General features: G+C 62.9%; 15 protein-coding genes. 4 read left to right on the top strand and 11 right to left on the bottom strand.

All coding sequences use genetic code 11. The features are described 5' to 3' along the window. Nucleotides 1-261 precede the first annotated feature (261 nt). From ACDC66_RS14560 to ACDC66_RS14550, 3 genes are read right to left on the bottom strand one after another with little or no spacing between them, the layout of a single operon-like run. Nucleotides 262-756: a DUF3299 domain-containing protein gene (locus ACDC66_RS14560; RefSeq protein ID WP_376697465.1), complete on the bottom strand. Its 495-nt coding sequence runs from the start codon at nucleotides 754-756 to the stop codon at nucleotides 262-264. 60 nt (nucleotides 757-816) lie between these two features. Continuing rightward, on the bottom strand, nucleotides 817-2082 hold the full coding sequence (locus ACDC66_RS14555; protein WP_376697464.1) for an ABC transporter permease: 1266 nt from the start codon (nucleotides 2080-2082) through the stop codon (nucleotides 817-819). Further along, nucleotides 2079-2768 carry an ABC transporter ATP-binding protein gene (locus tag ACDC66_RS14550; RefSeq protein WP_376697463.1) on the bottom strand — a complete coding sequence of 230 codons (690 nt, stop codon included), beginning with the start codon at nucleotides 2766-2768 and terminating at the stop codon, nucleotides 2079-2081. The genes ACDC66_RS14555 and ACDC66_RS14550 overlap by 4 nt, the downstream gene beginning before the upstream one ends. A gap of 190 nt (nucleotides 2769-2958) precedes the next feature. On the opposite strand from ACDC66_RS14550, the gene ACDC66_RS14545 reads away from it, so the two are divergent. Beyond that, nucleotides 2959-4320: a sodium-dependent transporter gene (locus tag ACDC66_RS14545; protein WP_376697462.1), complete on the top strand. Its 1362-nt coding sequence runs from the start codon at nucleotides 2959-2961 to the stop codon at nucleotides 4318-4320. A gap of 69 nt (nucleotides 4321-4389) precedes the next feature. Here ACDC66_RS14545 and ACDC66_RS14540 read toward each other — a convergent pair whose 3' ends face one another. From ACDC66_RS14540 to ACDC66_RS14525, 4 genes are read right to left on the bottom strand one after another with little or no spacing between them, the layout of a single operon-like run. Further along, complete coding sequence (locus ACDC66_RS14540) at nucleotides 4390-5292, bottom strand: ribose-phosphate pyrophosphokinase (protein ID WP_376697461.1); 903 nt, start codon at nucleotides 5290-5292, stop codon at nucleotides 4390-4392. After that, nucleotides 5289-6812: a thymidine phosphorylase family protein gene (locus ACDC66_RS14535; RefSeq protein ID WP_376697460.1), complete on the bottom strand. Its 1524-nt coding sequence runs from the start codon at nucleotides 6810-6812 to the stop codon at nucleotides 5289-5291. The genes ACDC66_RS14540 and ACDC66_RS14535 overlap by 4 nt, the downstream gene beginning before the upstream one ends. Continuing rightward, a complete protein-coding gene (locus tag ACDC66_RS14530) occupies nucleotides 6809-8182 on the bottom strand; it encodes an MBL fold metallo-hydrolase RNA specificity domain-containing protein (protein ID WP_376697459.1) in 1374 nt (457 codons plus the stop codon). The genes ACDC66_RS14535 and ACDC66_RS14530 overlap by 4 nt, the downstream gene beginning before the upstream one ends. Beyond that, on the bottom strand, nucleotides 8166-8921 hold the full coding sequence (locus ACDC66_RS14525) for a glutamine amidotransferase (RefSeq protein ID WP_376697458.1): 756 nt from the start codon (nucleotides 8919-8921) through the stop codon (nucleotides 8166-8168). The genes ACDC66_RS14530 and ACDC66_RS14525 overlap by 17 nt, the downstream gene beginning before the upstream one ends. A 123-nt stretch (nucleotides 8922-9044) precedes the next feature. Between ACDC66_RS14525 and glyQ the strand changes: the two genes are divergently transcribed. The 3 genes from glyQ to ACDC66_RS14510 are packed head-to-tail and all read left to right on the top strand — an operon-like array spanning nucleotide 9045 to nucleotide 12501. After that, complete coding sequence (gene glyQ, locus ACDC66_RS14520) at nucleotides 9045-9944, top strand: glycine--tRNA ligase subunit alpha (protein ID WP_376697457.1); 900 nt, start codon at nucleotides 9045-9047, stop codon at nucleotides 9942-9944. Continuing rightward, nucleotides 9941-12022, top strand: coding sequence for a glycine--tRNA ligase subunit beta (glyS, locus tag ACDC66_RS14515; RefSeq protein ID WP_376697456.1), 2082 nt, complete (start codon nucleotides 9941-9943; stop codon nucleotides 12020-12022). Before glyQ ends, glyS begins: the two co-directional genes overlap by 4 nt. Beyond that, nucleotides 12022-12501: a hypothetical protein gene (locus tag ACDC66_RS14510; RefSeq protein ID WP_376697455.1), complete on the top strand. Its 480-nt coding sequence runs from the start codon at nucleotides 12022-12024 to the stop codon at nucleotides 12499-12501. Before glyS ends, ACDC66_RS14510 begins: the two co-directional genes overlap by 1 nt. Before the next feature lie 125 nt (nucleotides 12502-12626). Here ACDC66_RS14510 and gyrB read toward each other — a convergent pair whose 3' ends face one another. From gyrB to dnaA, 4 genes are all read right to left on the bottom strand, one after another. Further along, nucleotides 12627-15011 carry a DNA topoisomerase (ATP-hydrolyzing) subunit B gene (gyrB, locus tag ACDC66_RS14505; protein ID WP_376697454.1) on the bottom strand — a complete coding sequence of 795 codons (2385 nt, stop codon included), beginning with the start codon at nucleotides 15009-15011 and terminating at the stop codon, nucleotides 12627-12629. A gap of 78 nt (nucleotides 15012-15089) precedes the next feature. Further along, complete coding sequence (recF, locus tag ACDC66_RS14500) at nucleotides 15090-16142, bottom strand: DNA replication/repair protein RecF (protein ID WP_376697453.1); 1053 nt, start codon at nucleotides 16140-16142, stop codon at nucleotides 15090-15092. A 15-nt stretch (nucleotides 16143-16157) separates the two neighbouring features. Next, the gene (gene dnaN / locus ACDC66_RS14495) at nucleotides 16158-17255 is read right to left on the bottom strand and encodes a DNA polymerase III subunit beta (RefSeq protein WP_376697452.1); all 1098 of its coding nucleotides are present in this window, start codon (nucleotides 17253-17255) and stop codon (nucleotides 16158-16160) included. 242 nt (nucleotides 17256-17497) lie between these two features. After that, nucleotides 17498-18826, bottom strand: a complete 1329-nt coding sequence (gene dnaA, locus ACDC66_RS14490) for a chromosomal replication initiator protein DnaA (RefSeq protein ID WP_376697451.1) — start codon at nucleotides 18824-18826, stop codon at nucleotides 17498-17500. Between the last annotated feature and the right edge of the window lie 197 nt (nucleotides 18827-19023).

The following is a 19023-nucleotide window of genomic DNA, read 5'->3' as shown; positions in this document are numbered from 1 at the left end:
GCTCCTTCAGCTTTTTCTCATCCACTACTGCGTCCATTGATAAACTCCTGATTTACAGTACGTATCAATGGGCAGTTACACAAATCTCAGGACAGCCCCACGTGCAAACTTATTGACTAATTTCTCCCGTGCAATTCCGTGGTTCCAAGGTCTTATTCTTTTCGTATTTCCTTTGCGTCTTTGCGTCTTTGCGTCTTTGCGTTTCCAAGATTTTGATTCTGAACTTCTCTGCAACCTCAGCGGTGCTGCGTGAGCTATTTCCTATCCGGAGTACGGCTTCAATGAGTCCACCGCCATGGTGTAGGCGGAGTCGGCGGTTTCGTTGGAGACTTCCTCGATCTTGAGCGTGCCTTCCATGTAGAAGGCGTCCCAGATATTGACCATCTCGATGGGTTCGTCGAGTCGACCGTAGATGATCTGGTTGGCCGGCGGCGGCGGGACGTGGATGCAGGCGCCGAAGTAGGGGACCAGGAAGAAGGTTTCGAGCCTGCCTTCGCCGTCGGTCTCGACCGGCACGACGAAACCGGGAATACGGAGCTTCTGGCCATCGAGCTCCCCCACGGTTTCCCAGGACTGGAATTCCTCGGCCGAGGCATAGCCGGAGTGGTCAACGTTTTCGGAAGCCTCGTCCCACGCCATCTTCTCTTCTTCCGGCATGAGGTCCATCCACTCGATTTCGCGAGTCTCGTTTGCTGCTCCCGAGGCTGTCAGCAGCAGGCCGAGGATTGCGACGGCCAGGATGATCTTGCGCTTCATGACGCTCCCGTTGATTGATTCGAATTCACTCATACACCGACAACCACCTTGTCTGCAGGTTCAAAGCCGGACCTGCATGCCATCGGACAGGGTGCGGCGATAGGCCATGATGGCCGGAAGAAGCGCCACCAGCAAGCCGGTGACGAAAATGCCGCCGAGTACCGCCCACTGCCAGGGTTCGGGCAGGGTCACCCCGACGGCGAGACCGAAGACTTCGAGCAGCCAGGGCCCAAGCGCGTAAATTGCGCCGAAAGCCAGCAGGATGCCCAAAAACAGGCCACCGGCGACGATCAGGCCGGCCTCGAACACCAGCAGCGCGGCGATCTGCCAGGCGCGCGCGCCGTTGGCTCGGAGAATGGCCATCTCCCGGCGTCGCTCATTGAGCGTGGTCAGCAACACCGTGACCATGCCGAGCAGGCCGGTGACAACCACCAGCACGGCGACGGCGCGCAGCACCAGTTCGGCCACGCCGGTCAAGCGCCAAAGCTGTTGCAGGGTAATGCCCGGCATCAGTGCCGTGAGCGGCTCGGCCTCGTACTCGTTGAGCGAACGTTGCAGCCCGAACACCGCCGCTGGAGCGGTCAGGCCGACCAGGACGGCGGAGATTTCCTCGGGTTCGTGCTCGTGGGCGTGTTCGCGCGCCTCATCGGCGTCGATCCCACTGCCGGGCCGGTGAACGCCCGACTCCCAGCCGACGTGAATGACGCCGTAGGCGTTGATGGGAATGTAGAGATTGCGGTCCACCGGTGTTCCGGTCGGTTCGAGGACACCGCGCACGGTGAAGGGATGGTCCTCGTGTTCGTGCAGGCTGACATTGCCGCCGCCGTGGGCCAGATGAATCTCATCGCCCACGGAGTAACCGAATCGACGGGCAACCTGGTGGCCGATGACCACGTCGAACAAATCCTCGAAGGTCGTGCCGTTGGCCATCTCCAGCGCTTGCCGGTCGGCGTAACGATAGTGTTCGAAAAGATCCTGCGTGGTGCCGATCACCCGCTCGCCGCGGTGGCTGTCGCCGATCAAGAGCGGAATGGTCCACTCGACCATGCGCTGGTCCTGGATGTGATCGAGGGTCTCGTGCGAAATGCTGTTGCCGGGAGTGCCGATTCCAAACACCGTATTGAGCAGCAGCTGCACGGGTGCCGTCCGGGCACCCACGATCAGGTCGGTGCCCGAGACGGAGCGGTAAAAACCCTGGCGCACATCCTGGCGCAGCTGTTCGACCATCACCAACAGGGCGATCGACAAGGCGATGGTGAAGATGGTGAGCACCACCGTCGCCCGGCGATTGAGCAGGGAATGCCAGGCCAGGCGAAGCAGGGTCACGCCGGCAACTCCGCCCGGTTGAGTTCGGTCAGGTCGAAGACGCGGTCGAAGCGAACCGCCAGTTGCCGATCATGGCTGACGAACAACAGGGCGCTGCCGGCCTCGTCGATGCGCTCGAACAGCAAATCGAGAAAGCGGTCGCGCCGGTCGGCATCCAGTGCGGAGGTGGGTTCGTCGGCCAGCACCAGGTCGGGCTGACCGATCAGGGCGCGGGCCGCGGCCACCCGCTGCTGCTGGCCAACGCTGAGCTGGTCGGCGCGGCGATGCCACAGCGAGGCCTCGAGATCCATGCCTTTGAGCAGTCGTCCGGCAGCCCGCTCGATGTCGCCGGCCCGCTGCGCGCGCCGCTTCGAGAAGCGGCAAGGCAGGGTCACGTTGGCGATCACGTCGAGCCAGGGCAACAGGTTGAACTGCTGGAAAATCACGCCGAGATGATCGGCCCGGAATCGATCCCTGCCTCCGCGCGACAGCGCCGACAGGTCCTGCCCGCACAACTCGATCCGTCCGGCCTGCGCCACGACCAGCGCGCCGATGGCCGCAAGCAGCGTCGACTTGCCCGAACCGCTGGGCCCGTGAAGAAACACTTTCTCCCCCGGCGCAATCGACAGCCGCTCGATATCCAGCACAGCCTGGTCCTGGCCGGGCCAGGCAAAGCGCAGGTCATCGATGGCGAGTACGGAATGCATGGTCCCTCATTCTGCCGTAAGGCGGTTACCTTTTGGTGAGTGCCCGGACAACTGCTGGCACGAGCGCCCTGCCGGTCCCCGGCCGCTCGCGCCCCTCCGGTCAACGAGGCGCCCGTTTGCACCCACCCCCTCCTTGTCGCACAATTGCCGGCCAGTAATAACAACTTCATTACTCGGGGATTCGAAAACAATGAAAACCACTTCCATTCACGGCATGTGGTCGTCGCGGCTGGCCTTCATCCTGGCCGCAACCGGCTCCGCAGTCGGCCTGGGCAACATCTGGCGCTTTCCCTACATCACCTCCGAGAATGGTGGCGGTGCCTTCGTGCTCATCTACCTGCTGTGCATCCTGATCGTGGGCCTGCCGGTGATGTTTTCTGAGATCGTCATAGGCCGCCGCGGACGCATGAGCCCGATCAACTCGATCAAGGAGCTGTCCGACGACGCCGGCGCCACACGCGCCTGGACGGGAATTGGCTGGATGGGCATCATCGCCGGCTTCCTGGTGCTGTCATTCTATTCGGTGGTCGCCGGGTGGACCCTGCACTACGGCTTCACCTATCTCAAGCAGTTGTTGGGAGGCGCCGCCATCACCGATCCGGAGGCAACGTTCGGCGCCCTGCTGTCCAATCCCGGAGAACTGACTTTCTGGCACGCCATCTTCATGACGATGACACTCGGGGTTGTCGCCTTCGGGGTCGAGCGCGGACTGGAGCGCGCGGTCAGCATTCTCATGCCGATTCTGCTGGCACTTCTGCTGATCCTGCTCGGCTACGGGATGAGCACCGGTCACTTTGTCGAAGCGGTCGGCTTCCTGTTCAGCCCGGACTGGTCACAAGTCTCCGGCGAGATGATCGTCACTGCCATGGGGCAGGCCTTCTTCACCCTGAGCCTGGGCATGTGCGCCATCATGACCTACGGGGCCTACTTGCCGGCCGGGGTGAGCATCCCGCGCGTGGGCATCACCGTGGCCGCCGCCGATACCGCCGTCGCACTGATTGCCGGGCTGGCCATTTTCCCGATCGTGATCTCCTTCGGTATCGATCCGGGCTCCGGCGGAGCCGGCCTGATCTTTACCTCGCTGCCGCTGGCCTTCAACGAAATGCCCTTCGGCATTCTCTACGGGATGATGTTCTTCCTGCTGCTTTCGGTCGCCGCCTGGACCAGTTCCATCTCGTTGCTTGAGCCGGCGACCGCCTACCTGGTCGAGAGTACCAACATGGGCCGCAAGGCGGCCGCGCTGGTCGTGGGCTTGCTGGCCTGGCTGGCCGGCATGGCCTCGGTGTTCTCCTTCAATGTCTGGTCGCACGTGTCGATCGGCGGGCGCGACATCATGAGCGCCATCGAGCACGCCGCCAACAACATCATGATGCCGCTCGGCGGCCTGCTGATCGCGCTGTTCGCGGGCTGGGTGCTTTCGAACAAGATCACGCACGAAGAACTCGACCAGAAAATGCCCGACTGGGCCTTCAATGCCTGGTTGTGGCTGGTGCGGGTGGTTACCCCGGCACTGGTGCTGGTGGTGTTGGCGAGCCTGATGGGATTCATCTAAGCGAACACAGCGAACTCTCGGTTGACGGGCCGGCCTGTTTGGTCGGCCCGGTTAGTCAGCGTGATGCGCCTACCCCTCCAACCACTCTCCGATCGCCTCAACCAGCAACGGGCTCAAGTCGATCACTCCCTCCGGTACATCAATGCTGTTGGTGCACACGATCTGATTCAGGCCCGCCTCGATCAGTGTTTCGCGGGCTTGGTCGCCGAACAGGCCGTGGACACCGACGACCAGCGGTGACCGAAAACCGGCTTCGACCAGCTGGCGCCCCGCCGCGACCATCGTCGTACCCGAGGAAATGATGTCGTCGACCAGCACCGGCGTGTGTCCAGCCAGGCCGGACAGCTCGGGCAACTGCAGGGACACGTCCCGGTCGCCGTGGCGTTTCTTGGTAAACACCCGCCAGGGCAGTTTGCGCAGGCTCGCCACCGCCGAAACCCACTGCTCGCTTTCGCCGTCAGGCCCGATCAGCACCGGGTCTTCGACCCCGGTGGCAATCCAGTCGGCCAGGACGGGGGCAGCCTCGATGGCGCTCGATTCCAGCGAGTAGATTTCGTCCAGGCTCGCGTAACGATGCAGGTGGGGATCGACGGTCACCAGCCAGTCGAACGCGGCTGAAATCCATCGCGCGAAGGGTCTCGAGGTCACCGCTTCCCCGGGATTGAACCGCATGTCCTGTCGCATATAGGGCAGGTAGGGAGCGACCAGCCCGATTCTTCCGGCACCCATTTCCCGGAGCAGGTCGGCGGTGAAAAGCAGGGTGGCCAGTTTGTCGTCGGGATGGTCGAGCCGGGCGACGACCACAACGTCGCGGCCGGCCGGATCGGCGTGCAATCTCAGGTAGCTCTCGCCGTCGGGAAAGCGCCGCCATTCCAATTCGCCAAGGGGCAATCCGAGTTGCCCGGCCAGGGACACCGCAAGATCATCGCTGCCGGGCAGGGGCAGGATCAGTGGCTTGTCGTGAACCGTCATATCCCCGACCCGATCGCCACGATACCGTTGGTTTCGGCATATTCCCGGGCATAGTCGAGCTCGCCGCCCGACTCCGCGTGGATCGCGTAGAGCGGCTGGCCGACTTCAACGCGATCACCCAGGCTAACGTGCATGTACACGCCGGCTGAAGGGGCGCCCGGCGCGCCGGCCAGCTTGGCCACCTGGGCCAACCGTCGGTTGTCGAAGCGGGTGATCACGCCGCCGTGTTTGGCGGTCATCTTGTGCTCGTGGTCGGCCCGGGGTGGCGTCTTGAGGCCGCCCTGGGCCCGACAGATGGCCTCGAAACGGGCCCGCGCACGCCCACTGGCCAGCGTTTCTTCCGCCAGCGCCGCACCTTCTCCGGTCTCCGCAGCGCCTGCGAGTTCGAGCAGCGCGCCGGCAAGTCGTGCCGCGCGTTCACGCAGGTCGCGCGGCTGGTTCTTGGCGTTGGCCAGCACCGCCAACACATCGTGGGCCTCCAGCGCCGGACCGATGCCGCGGCCCACCGGCTGGCTGCCGTCGGTGATCAGCACCCTGACTTTCATGCCGAAACGCTGGCCGACGGTTTCCAGCCGCGCTGCCAGTCGCTCGGCGTCGGCCTGCGAACGGACCTTGGCTGTCTCGCCCACCGGCACATCGAGCACCAGGTGTGTGGAGCCGGCCGCCACCTTCTTGGATATGACCGATGCGACCATCTGGCCTTCGGCGTCGATATCCATCAGGCGCTCGACCCGGATCAGGGTGTCGTCGACGGGGCTGAGCCGCATCGCGCCGCCCCAGGCCATGCAACCGCCTTCCCGCTGGACGACTTCGCGAAGGGTCTGGATATCGAGATCGACCCGAGTCATGGTCTCGACGGTGTCGGCTGTTCCCGAAGGCGAGGTGATCGCGCGCGACGAGGTCTTGGGCATCCACAAACCATGTTCGGCGACGATGGCGACGACCAGCGGTGTCGTTCGGTTGCCTGGAAGACCGCCGACGCAGTGCTTGTCGACGATGATGTCGCGAGACCATTCGAGCCGTTCGCCGACATCGACCATCGCGGCGATCATGTCGGCAAGCTCGTCATCGTCTGGATCACTGGCGGCCATGCTGGCCAGGAACATGGCCAGGTGGACATCGGCATAACGTCCGGCTGCAATGTCGTTGATGGCCGCATGCATCTGGGCGCGGTCGAGGCGCTTGCCATAGACGCGACCACGCACGGCGCTGAGCGAAGCGATGGGTTGCGGATGGCTGATGTGAACCGGGTCGCCTTCGTCGGTCTCCAGGTGTTTCCAGGCTGATTCGGACAGGCCCAATTCATGCAGGCCGAGCCATTCGGACTCGATTTGATACAGGGTCGCTATGATCGATCGACGGCCGTTCCTGAGCCGAACCCGTGCGTGGGCCGAAAAGCCTTCAGAGCGGCAGATCGGGCAATCGCGCCGAGTGATGACCACTAATTCGTCGTGGGTATCGAGGCCAAGCCGACGTGCGATCAGGTTGTTGCCGCTTGACGCGTCGGTCTGGCCACTCATGCCAGCTCGTGCTCTGATTCGTGTTCGGGCACCACGCAGTCCCAGCCGAGTTCCTCTTCGATACGCAGGCGCAACGCATCGGCGGCGGCAGGCTCACCGTGGACGATGAACGTCTTGCGCGGCGGCCGCTGGAAACCGGAGAGCCAGCGCATGATCTCGTCGGCGTCGGCATGAGCCGAGAGCATGTCGAGGTTTTCGACCTGCGCCTTGACCGGCCAGTACTGTCCGTGAATCTTGACCGATTTCTCGCCGGCGACCATCTTGTCGCCACGCGTTCCTCCGGCCTGGTATCCCGCGAAGAGGATGGTGTTGCGGGCGTCCGGTGCGTAGACCTTGAGGTGGTGGATGACGCGCCCTCCCGTGGCCATGCCGCTGCCGGCAATGATGATTTTCGGATGCGGATCGCGATCGAGTTCCTTGGAACGTTCCACGTCGCGAACGTACTCGGGCAGTGAGCAGGCGGCCTCGGCCTCGGCTGCGCTCAGTCGATGGTCGTCGGGATGATTGGCGAACACTTCCGTGGCATTGATCGCGAGCGGACTATCGAGGTAGACCGGCACTTGCGGAATCTTTTGCGACTGTATCAGGCGATTGAGGTGATGCAACAAAAGCTGCGTGCGCCCCACCGCGAAGGCCGGGATGATCACGCTGCCGCCGCGTCCGACCGTGTCCTTGATCACCCGGGCAATCTCGGTTTCGGGGTCCTCGTGATTTCGATCCCGGTTGCCGTAGGTGGACTCGACCACCAGGTAGTCGGCGGATTCGACCGTCTCGGGCTCGGGCATGGTCGCGCTGTTGTAGTTGCCGAGATCGCCGCTGAAAACGATGCGGGTTCCATCAAGATCGACTTGCGCGGTCGCCGCGCCGGGAATATGCCCGGCATGCCTGAACAGCACCTCGACGTGGTCGGTGCGGTAGGACTCGTGAAAGCGGACTGAGCGGAAACTTTTCAGCGAAGCCTCTGCCTCGGCCTTGGTGTAGAGGGGCTTGGCCGGCTGGTGCTTGGTCCAGCCGTGCCGGTTGGCATCCTCGGCATCCTTTTCCTGGATAAAGCCGCTATCGGGCAGCAGGTGACGGCACAGGTCGCGTGTGGCCGGCGTGGCGAGAATCTTGCCCCCAAAGCCCTCGCGACAGAGCACCGGAAGCCAGCCGGAGTGATCGATATGCGCGTGGGTCAGGATGACGTGTTTGACCTGTTGGGGCTTGATCGGCAGCGGTCGCCAGTTGCGCTGGCGCAGTTGCTTGTAGCCCTGAAACATGCCGCAATCGACCAGGTAGTGCGAGCGCTTGCAGCGCAGCAGGAACTTCGATCCGGTCACCGTACCCGCTGCACCCAGAAACCGGATTGTCTTGTCAGCGGCTTTCGCCATTTTCATCACCTCGCCCAGCTTTACAGATCGCGGCAAATTGCCGCAGCAGGATTGTTCCCGAAGGAGTCTCCCGAACCTGGTCGAGTATGGCCTGGCTGTCGAAGCCCTCGCCATCGAGCAACTCGGTCCGAGCCTCTACATAGCATCGCATGATCGCCGCATCGAATTCCGGATGAAATTGCACACCCCAGCTTCGGCCGCCGAAATGGAGCGCGTGGTTGGGGTCCGCTTCGGTTCGGCCAAGAACGCGGGCGCACGGCGGCGGATCGAGCACGACCTCAAGGTGGGTCACATGTACCGGGGCTTCGGGCGCAAGCGAGCCCACAAGGCGATCTTCGGCGCCCTCGACCTGGAAGCGATGCGTGCCCATTCGACGACCCCGGGGATTGGGGCCGACGCGACCGCCCAGGGCATGGGCCATGAGCTGGTGCCCGTAACAGACGCCGAGGACCGGCAAGTGGTCATCGCCAATGACTTCAGCCAGCCAGCGAGCCGCTGCTTCGGACCAGTCCAGGCCGTGGGAAACCATCGCCGGCGATCCGGTCACGATCACGCCGGCGTAGGCAGGGATCGCTTCAAGCGGCGGGAGCGTTTCACCGTTGGAGACATTGACGGTCTGGTAATCGAACCCGTCCTGTCCGATGACGTCGCCAAACCAGCGTTCGAAGTCGCCGAAGCGCCCTCGCGCCTCGGCCACGGCGGAACCGGTCTTTACGATAAGCAGTCGATCGCGAGTCACGGCACTCCATTGTCGGCGGTCAGCATGGCCGGTCGGGCGAGCCATGATAACCGGATGCGCGCCACCGGCCGGTACATGGGCCGTTATACTTGCAGGCTTGCCCCACTAAAGTCGGACAAGATCGTGTATTTTCAGGACTTCATACGCACCCTGGACCGCTACTGGGCAGAGCAGGGCTGCGTTCTGACCGCCCCGCTGGACCTGGAGGTGGGGGCCGGGACGTTTCATCCGGCCACTTTCCTGCGCTCCATCGGGCCGGAACCGTGGAATGCCGCCTACCTGCAGCCCTGCCGTCGGCCCACGGACGGGCGCTACGGTGAGAACCCCAACCGGCTGCAGCACTACTACCAGTACCAGGTGGTCATGAAGCCTTCGCCGCTGGATTTCCAGGAACGCTACCTGGGCTCGCTCGACGCGGTCGGCATCGATCCGAAGGTGCACGATATCCGCTTCGTCGAAGACAACTGGGAGTCGCCCACCCTCGGCGCCTGGGGCCTGGGCTGGGAAGTCTGGCTCAACGGCATGGAAGTCACGCAGTTTACCTATTTCCAGCAGTCCGGCGGCCTGGCCTGCAAGCCGGTGATGGGCGAGATCACTTACGGTCTCGAACGCCTGGCGATGTACCTGCAGGGGGTCGACAGCGTTTACGACCTGGTCTGGACAGAGGGGCCGTTCGGCAAAGTCACCTATGGCGACGTGTATCACCAGAACGAGGTCGAGCAGTCGACCTACAACTTCGAGTGGGCGGATGTCGACAGCCTGTTCGGCTGGTTCGATACTTGCTACGGCGAGGCGGTACGCCTGGTCGAGGCCGACCTGCCGCTGCCCGCTTACGACCAGGTGCTCAAGGCCTCCCATACGTTCAACCTGCTCGACGCCCGACAGGCAATATCCGTAACCGAAAGGCAGCGCTATATCCTGCGGGTGCGCGATATCTCCCGCCGCGTGGCCGAGGCTTACTACGCCAGGCGCGAGGAGCTGGGATTCCCCGGCCTCAAGGATGAGCGGGAGGACGCGGCATGAGTGAGCGTGCGGACCTGCTGATTGAAATCGGCTGTGAGGAACTGCCGGCGGGCAAGCTCCAGGGACAGCTTCAACTGCTGGCGGAGGGCCTGGGCAGCCGCCTGCTCGAAGCCGGGTTGATCGACAGCGACGAAGGCATCATCAAGCTCGGTACGCCGCGCCGCCTGACCATCCGGATTCCCGCGGTCAAGCGACGCCAGGCCGACCAGGTACTCGAACGGAAGGGACCGGCCGACAACGTGGCCCTGGACGGCGAGGGCAAGCCGACCAAGGCGGCCGAGGGCTTCGCCCGCAGCGTCGGCAAGTCTTTCGACGAACTCGAATGGCTGGAAAACGACCAGGGCCGCTGGCTTTTCACGCGCGTCGATCAGCCCGGCAAGCCGCTTTCCGAACTGCTGCCGGAGGTGTTTGACGCAACCGTGCGATCCATGGCCGGGGCCCGGTCGATGCGTTGGTCCGACCGCGAGGAGCGTTTCCTGCGGCCGGTGCGCTGGTTGCTGGTCCTGCACGGCGAAGAGACGATCGAGTTCGAATACTTCGGATTGAGGGCGGGTCGACAGACCCGCGGACATCGCATTCATGCGCCGGGCTGGCACAGCGTTGATCAAGCCGGCGCTTACGAGGACTTGCTCGAGAAAGCCTCGGTGATCGTCGACCCCGCGCGGCGTCGCCGGCGAATCGTCGTACAAGCCAGGCAACTGGCTGCCGAGGCGGATCTGGTTGCCGTGCTCGACGAGAACCTGGTCGACGAGGTCGCCGGCCTGACCGAATGGCCGGTGGCCGTCATGGGGCGCTTCAGCGAGGACTTTCTCGAAGTGCCCGAGGAGGCGCTGATTTCCTCGCTCGAACAGCACCAGAAGAGTTTCGCGCTCAGAGACGGCGACGGCAAGCTGGCGCCGCGCTTCATCGCCGTGGCCAATCTGGAAAGTACGGACCCGGAGCTTATGACGGCCGGTTTCGAGCGCGTGATTCGTCCGCGCCTGGCCGATGCCCGGTTCTTCTGGGACCAGGATCAGCGAAACAGCCTGGCCGACAAACGGGAAAGGCTCGACGCCATCCTGTTCCAGGAAAAGCTGGGCAGCATCGGCGACAAGGTGGGCCGGCTCGAAAAGCTGGTCGAAACGACGGCGCCCGCCCTGGACGCCAGTATCGAGGCGAGCACTCGCGCGGCCGGGTTGTGCAAATGCGATCTCGTTACCGAAATGGTCGGGGAGTTCCCGGAGCTGCAGGGCACGATGGGGCGCTATTACGCGCTCGAAGACGGCGAGCCGAAAGCGGTCGCCGACGCCATCGAGGGACATTACCGGCCGCGTCATGCCGGTGACGATCTGGCGCACGATGCCGCCGGCCGGGCGCTGGGCCTGGCCGACCGGCTCGACACCGTGCTGGGTGTCTTCGCCGCCGGGCAGAAGCCCAAGGGCGGCAAGGATCCGTTCGCATTGCGGCGAGCCGCACTGGGTATCGTGCGCCTGCTCGCCGATACCGGAACGACACTGACGATCCGCAAGGCGCTGGAAGCCGCTGCCCGGCCGCTCGAAGGGACGGTTCCTGTCGACGATGCGCTGATCGAGGAGGTTGAACAGTTTATCTTCGAGCGCCTGCGGTCCTGGGCGGCAGAGCAGGGAATGGAAACCAATACCGTGCATGCGGTCGCCGCCGGCGAAGCCGGGTCGGTCGCCGATTTCCTGGCGCGGGCCCGTGCTGTTCAGCAGTTTGCCGATGATCCGGCCATGGCCTCGCTGGTCGCGGCCAACAAGCGCGCCAGCAACCTGCTCAAGCAGGCGGAACTCCAGTGCGGCCAGCGCATCGATCACCCTTTGCTCTCGGAGCCGGCCGAATCCGCACTGGCCGAGGCGATCGACTCGACCGAAGCCGAGCTTGACCAGGCGATGGAACGGGCGGACTATCCGGCGGCCCTGGCAACACTGGCCAGACTGCGCGAACCGGTCGACACCTTCTTTGATGATGTCATGGTGATGTGCGATGACGAAGCGCTCAGGAACAATCGCCTGGCCTTGCTGGATCGCCTGCGCGCGTTGTTTCTGCGCATTGCCGACGTCGCCCGGCTGGGTCGCTGATGGGCGGGTCGACCGCACCGGTACTGATCGAGCGTTCCCTGCTGCTCGGGCGGGGCGAACGGACGCCCAACGCCGCCCGGATTGAACGCGTAGTGACCTTCCAGAGGCGCGGGAATCGCGTCGTGCTGGTCGCGCCCAAGCCGGCCAGCTGGCGGCCGACCCGCCGCAGTGTCGACCACGACCTGGCACTGCAGCAGCAGCTCCACCAGCTTTTCACCCGCGCCGGGGCAGAGCTCGACGGCGTGCTGTACCTGGGCACCGGCCTGTTCAGCCGCAAGCACCGCCAGAAAAACGAGTTCGAGCAAACCGCGCGTCGATATGGCCGCAACGTCGGCGAAATGACCCTTATCGGGTCCGATCATGCATTAATCGATGCCGCCGACCGGGTCGGTCTCAAGCTCGGCGTCGTGGGATCGACGCCCATCCCCAACATTCCCACCTTCGAAGACCTCAAAACCGCCTTGGCGAACGTGCTCTGAGCCGGCTTCTTCTGAAAAGCAAAACCCATGGAACCACAGAAAACTCGGAAGGCACGGAAGCGAAGAAGATAGAAGTTTCTTTTTCCGTGATTTCCGTGCCTTCCGTGGTGGTTCCTGTGTTTTGCTCAGATATCCAGGTTGGAGACCTGTAGCGCATTGTCTTCGATGAAGGCGCGCCGGGGTTCGACTTCGTTGCCCATCAGGGTCGAGAAGACCTCATCGGCGGCCACGGCATCTTCGATATTCACGCGCAGAAGACGCCGGGTTTCCGGGTTGACCGTGGTGTCCCAGAGTTGCTCCGGATTCATTTCACCCAGGCCCTTGAAGCGCTGGAAGCTGCGGCCCTTGCGGGATTCTTCCATCAGCCAGTCAAAGGCCTCGGCAAACCGGTGGATGGGGGTCGCGTTATTGCCCCGTTCCACGCGCGCGCCATCCTCGAACAGGTCGTGAACGGCTTCGCCGACCCGGGCCAGCTGTCGATACTCGGGCGAGTTGAAGAACGAGGTGTCGAGGACGGTATCCTGGACCACACCCTGGGCGTGGCGGGAGATCACCACGCCGCCGCCGCCGAGCGCCTTGATGTTCCAGGTGACGCCGGCCGGCGTGGCCTGCTCGAGTCGTGCGGTGAAGGCCTGGGCCCATCTATCGAAGTCTGTTTCCGAAGAAAGTGGCTGAAAATCAACAAGTTGCTCTATCACGTCGGCGTCATAGCGTAGCTTCAGCCGTTCACCGACCAGCCGGGCCTGCTGGAAATTCTTGAGCAGCTCGCCCAGTGCAGCGTCGTCGATCGCCGGTGCCTCGGTCGACGGGAACAAGCGAGCGCCGTCCAGGGCACGCTCTAGCAGATAGTTGTTCATTTCCGCCTCGTCCTTGAGGTACCACTCCTGCTTGCCCTGCTTGATCTTGTACAGCGGCGGCTGGGCAATGTAGACGTAACCGCGCTCGATCAGTTCTGGCATCTGGCGGTAGAAGAAGGTCAACAGCAGGGTGCGGATGTGCGAGCCGTCGACATCGGCGTCGGTCATGATGATGATTCGGTGGTAGCGCAGCTTCTCGACATCGAACTCATCCTTGCCGATACCGGTACCCAGGGCAGTGATGAGCGTGCCGACTTCGGCCGAGCCCAGCATCTTGTCGAAGCGCGCCTTTTCGACGTTGAGGATCTTGCCCTTCAGCGGCAGGATGGCCTGGTACTTGCGGTTGCGGCCCTGCTTGGCCGAACCACCGGCGGAGTCACCCTCGACGATGAACAGTTCCGACAGCGCGGGGTCCTTTTCCTGGCAATCAGCCAGCTTGCCGGGGAGTCCGGCAATGTCGAGCACACCCTTCCGCCGGGTCATGTCTCGTGCCTTGCGGGCGGCCTCTCGGGCGCGGGCGGCCTCGATCACCTTGCCGACGATCACCTTGGCTTCATTGGGATGCTCGAGCAGGAAGTCGCGCAAGTGTTCCGACAGCGCGGATTCCACCGCCGGCTTGACGTCGGAGGAGACCAGTTTGTCCTTGGTCTGGGAGGAGAACTTGGGATCGGGCGCCTTGACCGAAAGAACGGCAATCAGGCCTTCCCGGCAGTCGTCACCGGTGGTCTGGATCTTTGCCTTCTTGGCCAGGCCCTCCTCGTCGATGTAGTGGTTGATTGTTCGGGTCAACGCCGCTCGGAAGCCGGCCAGGTGCGTGCCGCCATCTCGCTGCGGAATGGTGTTGGTAAAGCAGAAAACGGACTCCTGGTAAGCGTCCGTCCATTGCAGCGCCGCCTCGACGGTGATGCCATCAACCTCGGCAGAGAAGTGCAGGGGCGTAGGATGAAGCGCACTCTTCTTTTCGCCCAGGTGCTGCACGAAGGACCGGATGCCGCCCTCGTACATGAAGCGGTCCTGCTTGCCGCTGCGCTCGTCGGTCAGTTCGATCTCGATACCTGAATTGAGAAAACTCAATTCGCGCAGGCGCTTGGCCAGGATGTCGTAATGGAACTCGACGTCCGTAAAGGTTTCTGTGCTGGGGGTAAAACGAATCTCCGTACCGCTGCGCGTGCTCTCGCCGGTGGCTTCCAGTGGTTGGTCGGGCACACCGTCGGTATAGCTCTGGTACCAGCGCTGGCCCTGACGATGAATCACCAGCTCGAGTTTTTCTGACAGGGCATTGACGACCGACACGCCGACCCCGTGCAGCCCGCCGGAAACCTTGTAGGAATTGTCGTCGAACTTGCCGCCGGCATGCAGCACGGTCATGATGACCTCGGCCGCCGAACGCCCTTCATCCTCGTGCAGATCCACCGGAATCCCGCGACCGTTGTCGGAAACACTGACCGAACCGTCGCCGTGGAGGATCACGCGGATCACATCGCAGTGCCCGGCCAGGGCTTCGTCGATGGAATTATCGACGACCTCGAAAACCATGTGGTGCAGGCCGGTACCGTCATCGGTATCGCCGATATACATGCCCGGCCGCTTGCGAACGGCATCCAGGCCCTTGAGGACCTTGATGCTGGTTGAACCGTAACTGTCTTGCGCCATTGGGATGCTTTTTCCAGGAAGATTTGCGCACGACCGACGAGCGAGAATCCGCTCGCGGAACTTCATTGCGGGATTATATCACCCACGGTCAACGCGCCCTTGTTCCACGTGGAACATCCTCGCGGACACCGGAGACGCGCTGGTTGCGGTAATCCAGCTCTGAACGGACTCACGCTGCAGCCAGGACAGTAGCGCTTCAAGGTGGTCGGCGTCGAGCTCGGAGACAGGATCATCGATCAACAGGACAGGCGCCAGCGTCTGCCCCTCCTTCAGAAGCCGGTACTGCGCCAGCAGGAGCACGACGGCGACCAGCTTCTGCTGCCCCCGCGACATTTCGGCGGCCGCCTGCCCATCGCAGCGAAGCACCAGCTCGGCGCGATGGGGGCCGTATTGGGTAAAACCACGCTCACGATCCCGATCCCGCTTTTCATGCAGGATTGTCGCCAGATCCGCATCTTCTGGATATCCCCCGCGGTAACGCAATTCCAGGCTCCCCGGAAGCCGGAAACCCAGCTCGGACTGCATTGCGGTTACATATCCGGACAGCCGCTCGACCAGGGCCCGGCGGGCACGGCCTATCGCCTCGGCACCGCGCAGGAACTCGGGCTCGAGCGCGTCGAGCACCTTGTCGGCAGCCCGCGCCTTGAGGGCGGCGTTGCGCTGGCGCAGAAGGCGTGCGAAGCGCTGCCAGGCGGCGAGGTACTCATGTTCCACGTGGAACAATTGCCAATCCAGAAACTGGCGCCTGCGTTCGGGCCCGCCGTCGATCAAGGCGTGGCTACCGGGTTCAATCAGGGTCAGGGGCAACAAAGCGGCGAATTCGCTGATGCGCTGGCAGTCGCGACCATCGATTCGGCCGCGCCAGCCGTCGGCGTCACGCTCGACTCCCAGCCGGCCGGCCGTGTCGGCCCGCCGGGCGACCACGGTGAGCGCATCGGCGTCTTTCTGGATAACTCGCGTAATGCGCGCAGTACGGAAGGAGCGCCCGCGGGCGAGTAGATAAATGGCTTCGAGAATGCTGGTCTTGCCGGCCCCGTTGGGGCCGCAGAACCAGTTCATGCCGGGCGCCGGCGACAGTTCGAGGGGTTCGAGGTTGCGCACCCCCCGGATCGACAGGCGATCCAGGCTCAAGAGATGCCCGGTAACTTAAAGTTTGAGTGGCATCACGACCTGACGCACGGCTTCACTGTCCGGGTCGGTCACCAGGCAGGAACTGTTGGCGTCCTTGAGCGAGATCGAAACCTTCTCGCCTTCCATCGAACTCAGGGCGTCCATCAGGTAATTCACGTTGAAACCGACCTTGAGCTTGTCAAAGCTGTGCTCGGCCTCGATTTCCTCGGTCGCTTCTTCCTGCTGCGGGTTGTGCGCCACGATACGCAGGGTATCGGGCAGCATCTCCAGGCGCACGCCGCGGTACTTCTCGTTGGAGAGAATCGCTGCGCGCTGCAGCGCGTGCGTAAACTCATCGCGATCGACCTTCATGGGATCCTCGCTGAGCAGGGGAATGACGGCCTCGTAATCCGGAAAACGCCCGTCGATCAGTTTCGTGGTCATGACGATGCGATCCCGATCCACGCGCAGGAACCCCTGGCCGAGCATGATCTTGAGCGGCTCATCGATATCCTCGAGGATCCGGTTGAGCTCCATCACCCCCTTGCGCGGGACGATCACGCTGCGCACCTCGCCATCGATTTCAGCCTCGGTTTCGGCCAGCGCCAGACGATGCCCATCGGTGGCCACGGACCGCAGCTGCCCCTCGCGGAACTCGAGCAGCAGGCCGTTGAGATAGTGCCGAACATCCTGCTGGGCCATGGCGAACGATGTCTTGTCCAGCAACCAGCGCAGGCGACCCTGGTTGACCTCGTAGGTTTGCAGCGTCTCGGCCTGGTCGCTCGACGGGAATTCGCTGGCCGGCAGGGTGGCGAGGCTGAATCGACTGCGGCCGGCATGAACCGCGAGTTTGTCCTCGTTGAGCTGGACGTTGATCTGCACACCCTCGGGCAGCGCCCGGCAGATATCCACCAGCTTGCGTGCCGGCACCGTAATGGAACCGGTCTGTGCGACCTCGGCCTGGGCCCGGGCAACTACCTCGACTTCCATGTCGGTGCCCGTGATGCGCAGTCCCTCGTCGACGGCTTCGATCAGGAAATTGGCCAGAACCGGCAATGTCTGCCGTCGTTCGACCACGTTGACTACCTGGGAGATCGGCGCCAGCAGCGTCTCACGTGGAATCGAGAACTTCATGATTTCTCCTTCATGTCGAGGCAGTCGGATGACTGTTTCTGTTTATGTATATATAAAGAAATAACCAGTAGTAACAGGGCCTGTTGATACTGTTGACGAACTGTTTTTCTCTTTATTTTCAACGTATTGCATACCAAAATCGATCGGGACAACTGTCCTCGAAAGTTGTTGGCTGTCTGTGGATAAGTCGCGTCGAAAATTCTGTCCACAGCTTGTTCAGGTTATCCCCACAGGTAATTGCATCAGCTCGTCAGTTCTCGCGTCAGACGCGCGTGCTCTTCGCGTAAACGCCCGTCCGACTCGCATAAACTCTCGATTTTACGACAGGCGTGAAGCACTGTCGTGTGATCGCGGCCGCCGAAAGCGTTTCCGATCTCCGGCAGCGAGTGTTCGGTCAGTTCCTTGGCCAGGTACATCGCCATTTGTCTCGGCCTGGCGATCGACCGGCTCCGGCGGCGCGAGAGCAGGTCGGCCACGCGCAGCTGATAATAATCGGCCACCACTTTCTGGATGTTCTCGATGGTGATCAGCCGGTCGTGAACGGCCAGCACGTCACGCAGAATCTCCTGGGTGTAGTCGAGGTCGATCGTGCGGCCGGAAAAACGAGCGTTGGCGATGAGTGAATTGAGCGCGCCTTCGAGATCGCGCACGTTCGAACGCATTCGACGCGCGATCAGGAAGGTGACGTCGTCGCTCAGTTCCAGTTGCCGTTCGCCGGCCTTCTTCTGGAGGATGGCCACACGCGTTTCGAAATCGGGCGGCTCGATCGACACCGTCAGCCCCCAGCCGAAACGCGAGCGAAGCCGGGCCTCGATTCCGTCGACTTCCTTGGGATAGCGATCGCAGGTCAGGATGATCTGCTGGCGCGATTCCAGCAACGCGTTGAAGGTGTGGAAAAACTCCTCCTGCGAACGGTCCTTGCCCGCGAAGAACTGGATGTCGTCGAGCAGCAGGGTGTCGACCGAGCGGTAGCGGCGCTTGAAGGCGTCGATGCTGTCGCGCCGCAACGCCTGGATCATCTCGCTGACGAACTTCTCGGCGTGCAGGTACATCACCTGGGCGTCGGGATTGGCATCGGCGATGAAACGACCCGCGGCATGCAGCAAATGGGTCTTGCCCAGGCCGGTGGAGCCGTAGAGCAGAAGCGGGTTGTAGACGGTGCCCGGGCTGTTGGCGACCTGCCGCGCGGCGGCATAGGCAAGTTCGTTCGACTTGCCCAGGACGAAATTTTCGAAACGATAGCGATCGTCCAGGCCCCAGGCGCCGCCATCGGGCTGATAGCGCTGCTGGACACGCGGCTCCCTGCGGCTACCGACTTCGATGGTGACGAACTCGCGTTCATAGCCGTGGTAGGCAAAGAACTCCCGCATCATATCGAGATAATGCTGGCGTACCTGGTCGCGCACCAGATCGTTGGGCGCGGTCAGCCGAACCCGGCCGCCGCCGTTTCCGTCGAGTTGCAGCGGGCGTATCCAGGTGTTGAGCTCCTCGAGGGGAATCTGTCGCTCCAGGCGCTCGAGGCATTGCTGCCAAAGATCGGCGACTGGACGATTGTGCTGCGGCTCGCTCATAAGTTGCTCAGTCTAATTCATCCCGCATAGGACCGGTTCGACAAACCGGGCAGCTGTAGTCGATTGAAACCCTTCTGAATCTTGACACGAAAGCCGTCCAAGCGGTATTCTTGATGTCTTTTGTTAGGCTTCCTTGCGCGGCAGACCGCCGTGCGGGGGCGCGTTGTCGTATCCGGCCCGGCCGGTCACCGCGCGAC

The sequence above is a fragment of the Wenzhouxiangella psychrophila genome (assembly GCF_042310375.1).
In the GTDB taxonomy this organism is placed as follows: domain Bacteria; phylum Pseudomonadota; class Gammaproteobacteria; order Xanthomonadales; family Wenzhouxiangellaceae; genus Wenzhouxiangella.
Note: the sequence above shows the minus strand (reverse complement) of the source record. Positions and strands in the feature narration are given on the sequence as shown.

Coding starts and splice junctions, on each gene's coding strand:
- ACDC66_RS14560 (WP_376697465.1), bottom strand. CDS start 756: ATGAAGCGCAAGATCATCCTGGCCGTCGCAATCCTCGGCCTGCTGCTG.
- ACDC66_RS14550 (WP_376697463.1), bottom strand. CDS start 2,768: ATGCATTCCGTACTCGCCATCGATGACCTGCGCTTTGCCTGGCCCGGC.
- ACDC66_RS14545 (WP_376697462.1), top strand. CDS start 2,959: ATGAAAACCACTTCCATTCACGGCATGTGGTCGTCGCGGCTGGCCTTC.
- ACDC66_RS14540 (WP_376697461.1), bottom strand. CDS start 5,292: ATGACGGTTCACGACAAGCCACTGATCCTGCCCCTGCCCGGCAGCGAT.
- ACDC66_RS14535 (WP_376697460.1), bottom strand. CDS start 6,812: ATGAGTGGCCAGACCGACGCGTCAAGCGGCAACAACCTGATCGCACGT.
- ACDC66_RS14530 (WP_376697459.1), bottom strand. CDS start 8,182: ATGGCGAAAGCCGCTGACAAGACAATCCGGTTTCTGGGTGCAGCGGGT.
- glyS (WP_376697456.1), top strand. CDS start 9,941: ATGAGTGAGCGTGCGGACCTGCTGATTGAAATCGGCTGTGAGGAACTG.
- ACDC66_RS14510 (WP_376697455.1), top strand. CDS start 12,022: ATGGGCGGGTCGACCGCACCGGTACTGATCGAGCGTTCCCTGCTGCTC.
- gyrB (WP_376697454.1), bottom strand. CDS start 15,011: ATGGCGCAAGACAGTTACGGTTCAACCAGCATCAAGGTCCTCAAGGGC.
- dnaN (WP_376697452.1), bottom strand. CDS start 17,255: ATGAAGTTCTCGATTCCACGTGAGACGCTGCTGGCGCCGATCTCCCAG.
- dnaA (WP_376697451.1), bottom strand. CDS start 18,826: ATGAGCGAGCCGCAGCACAATCGTCCAGTCGCCGATCTTTGGCAGCAA.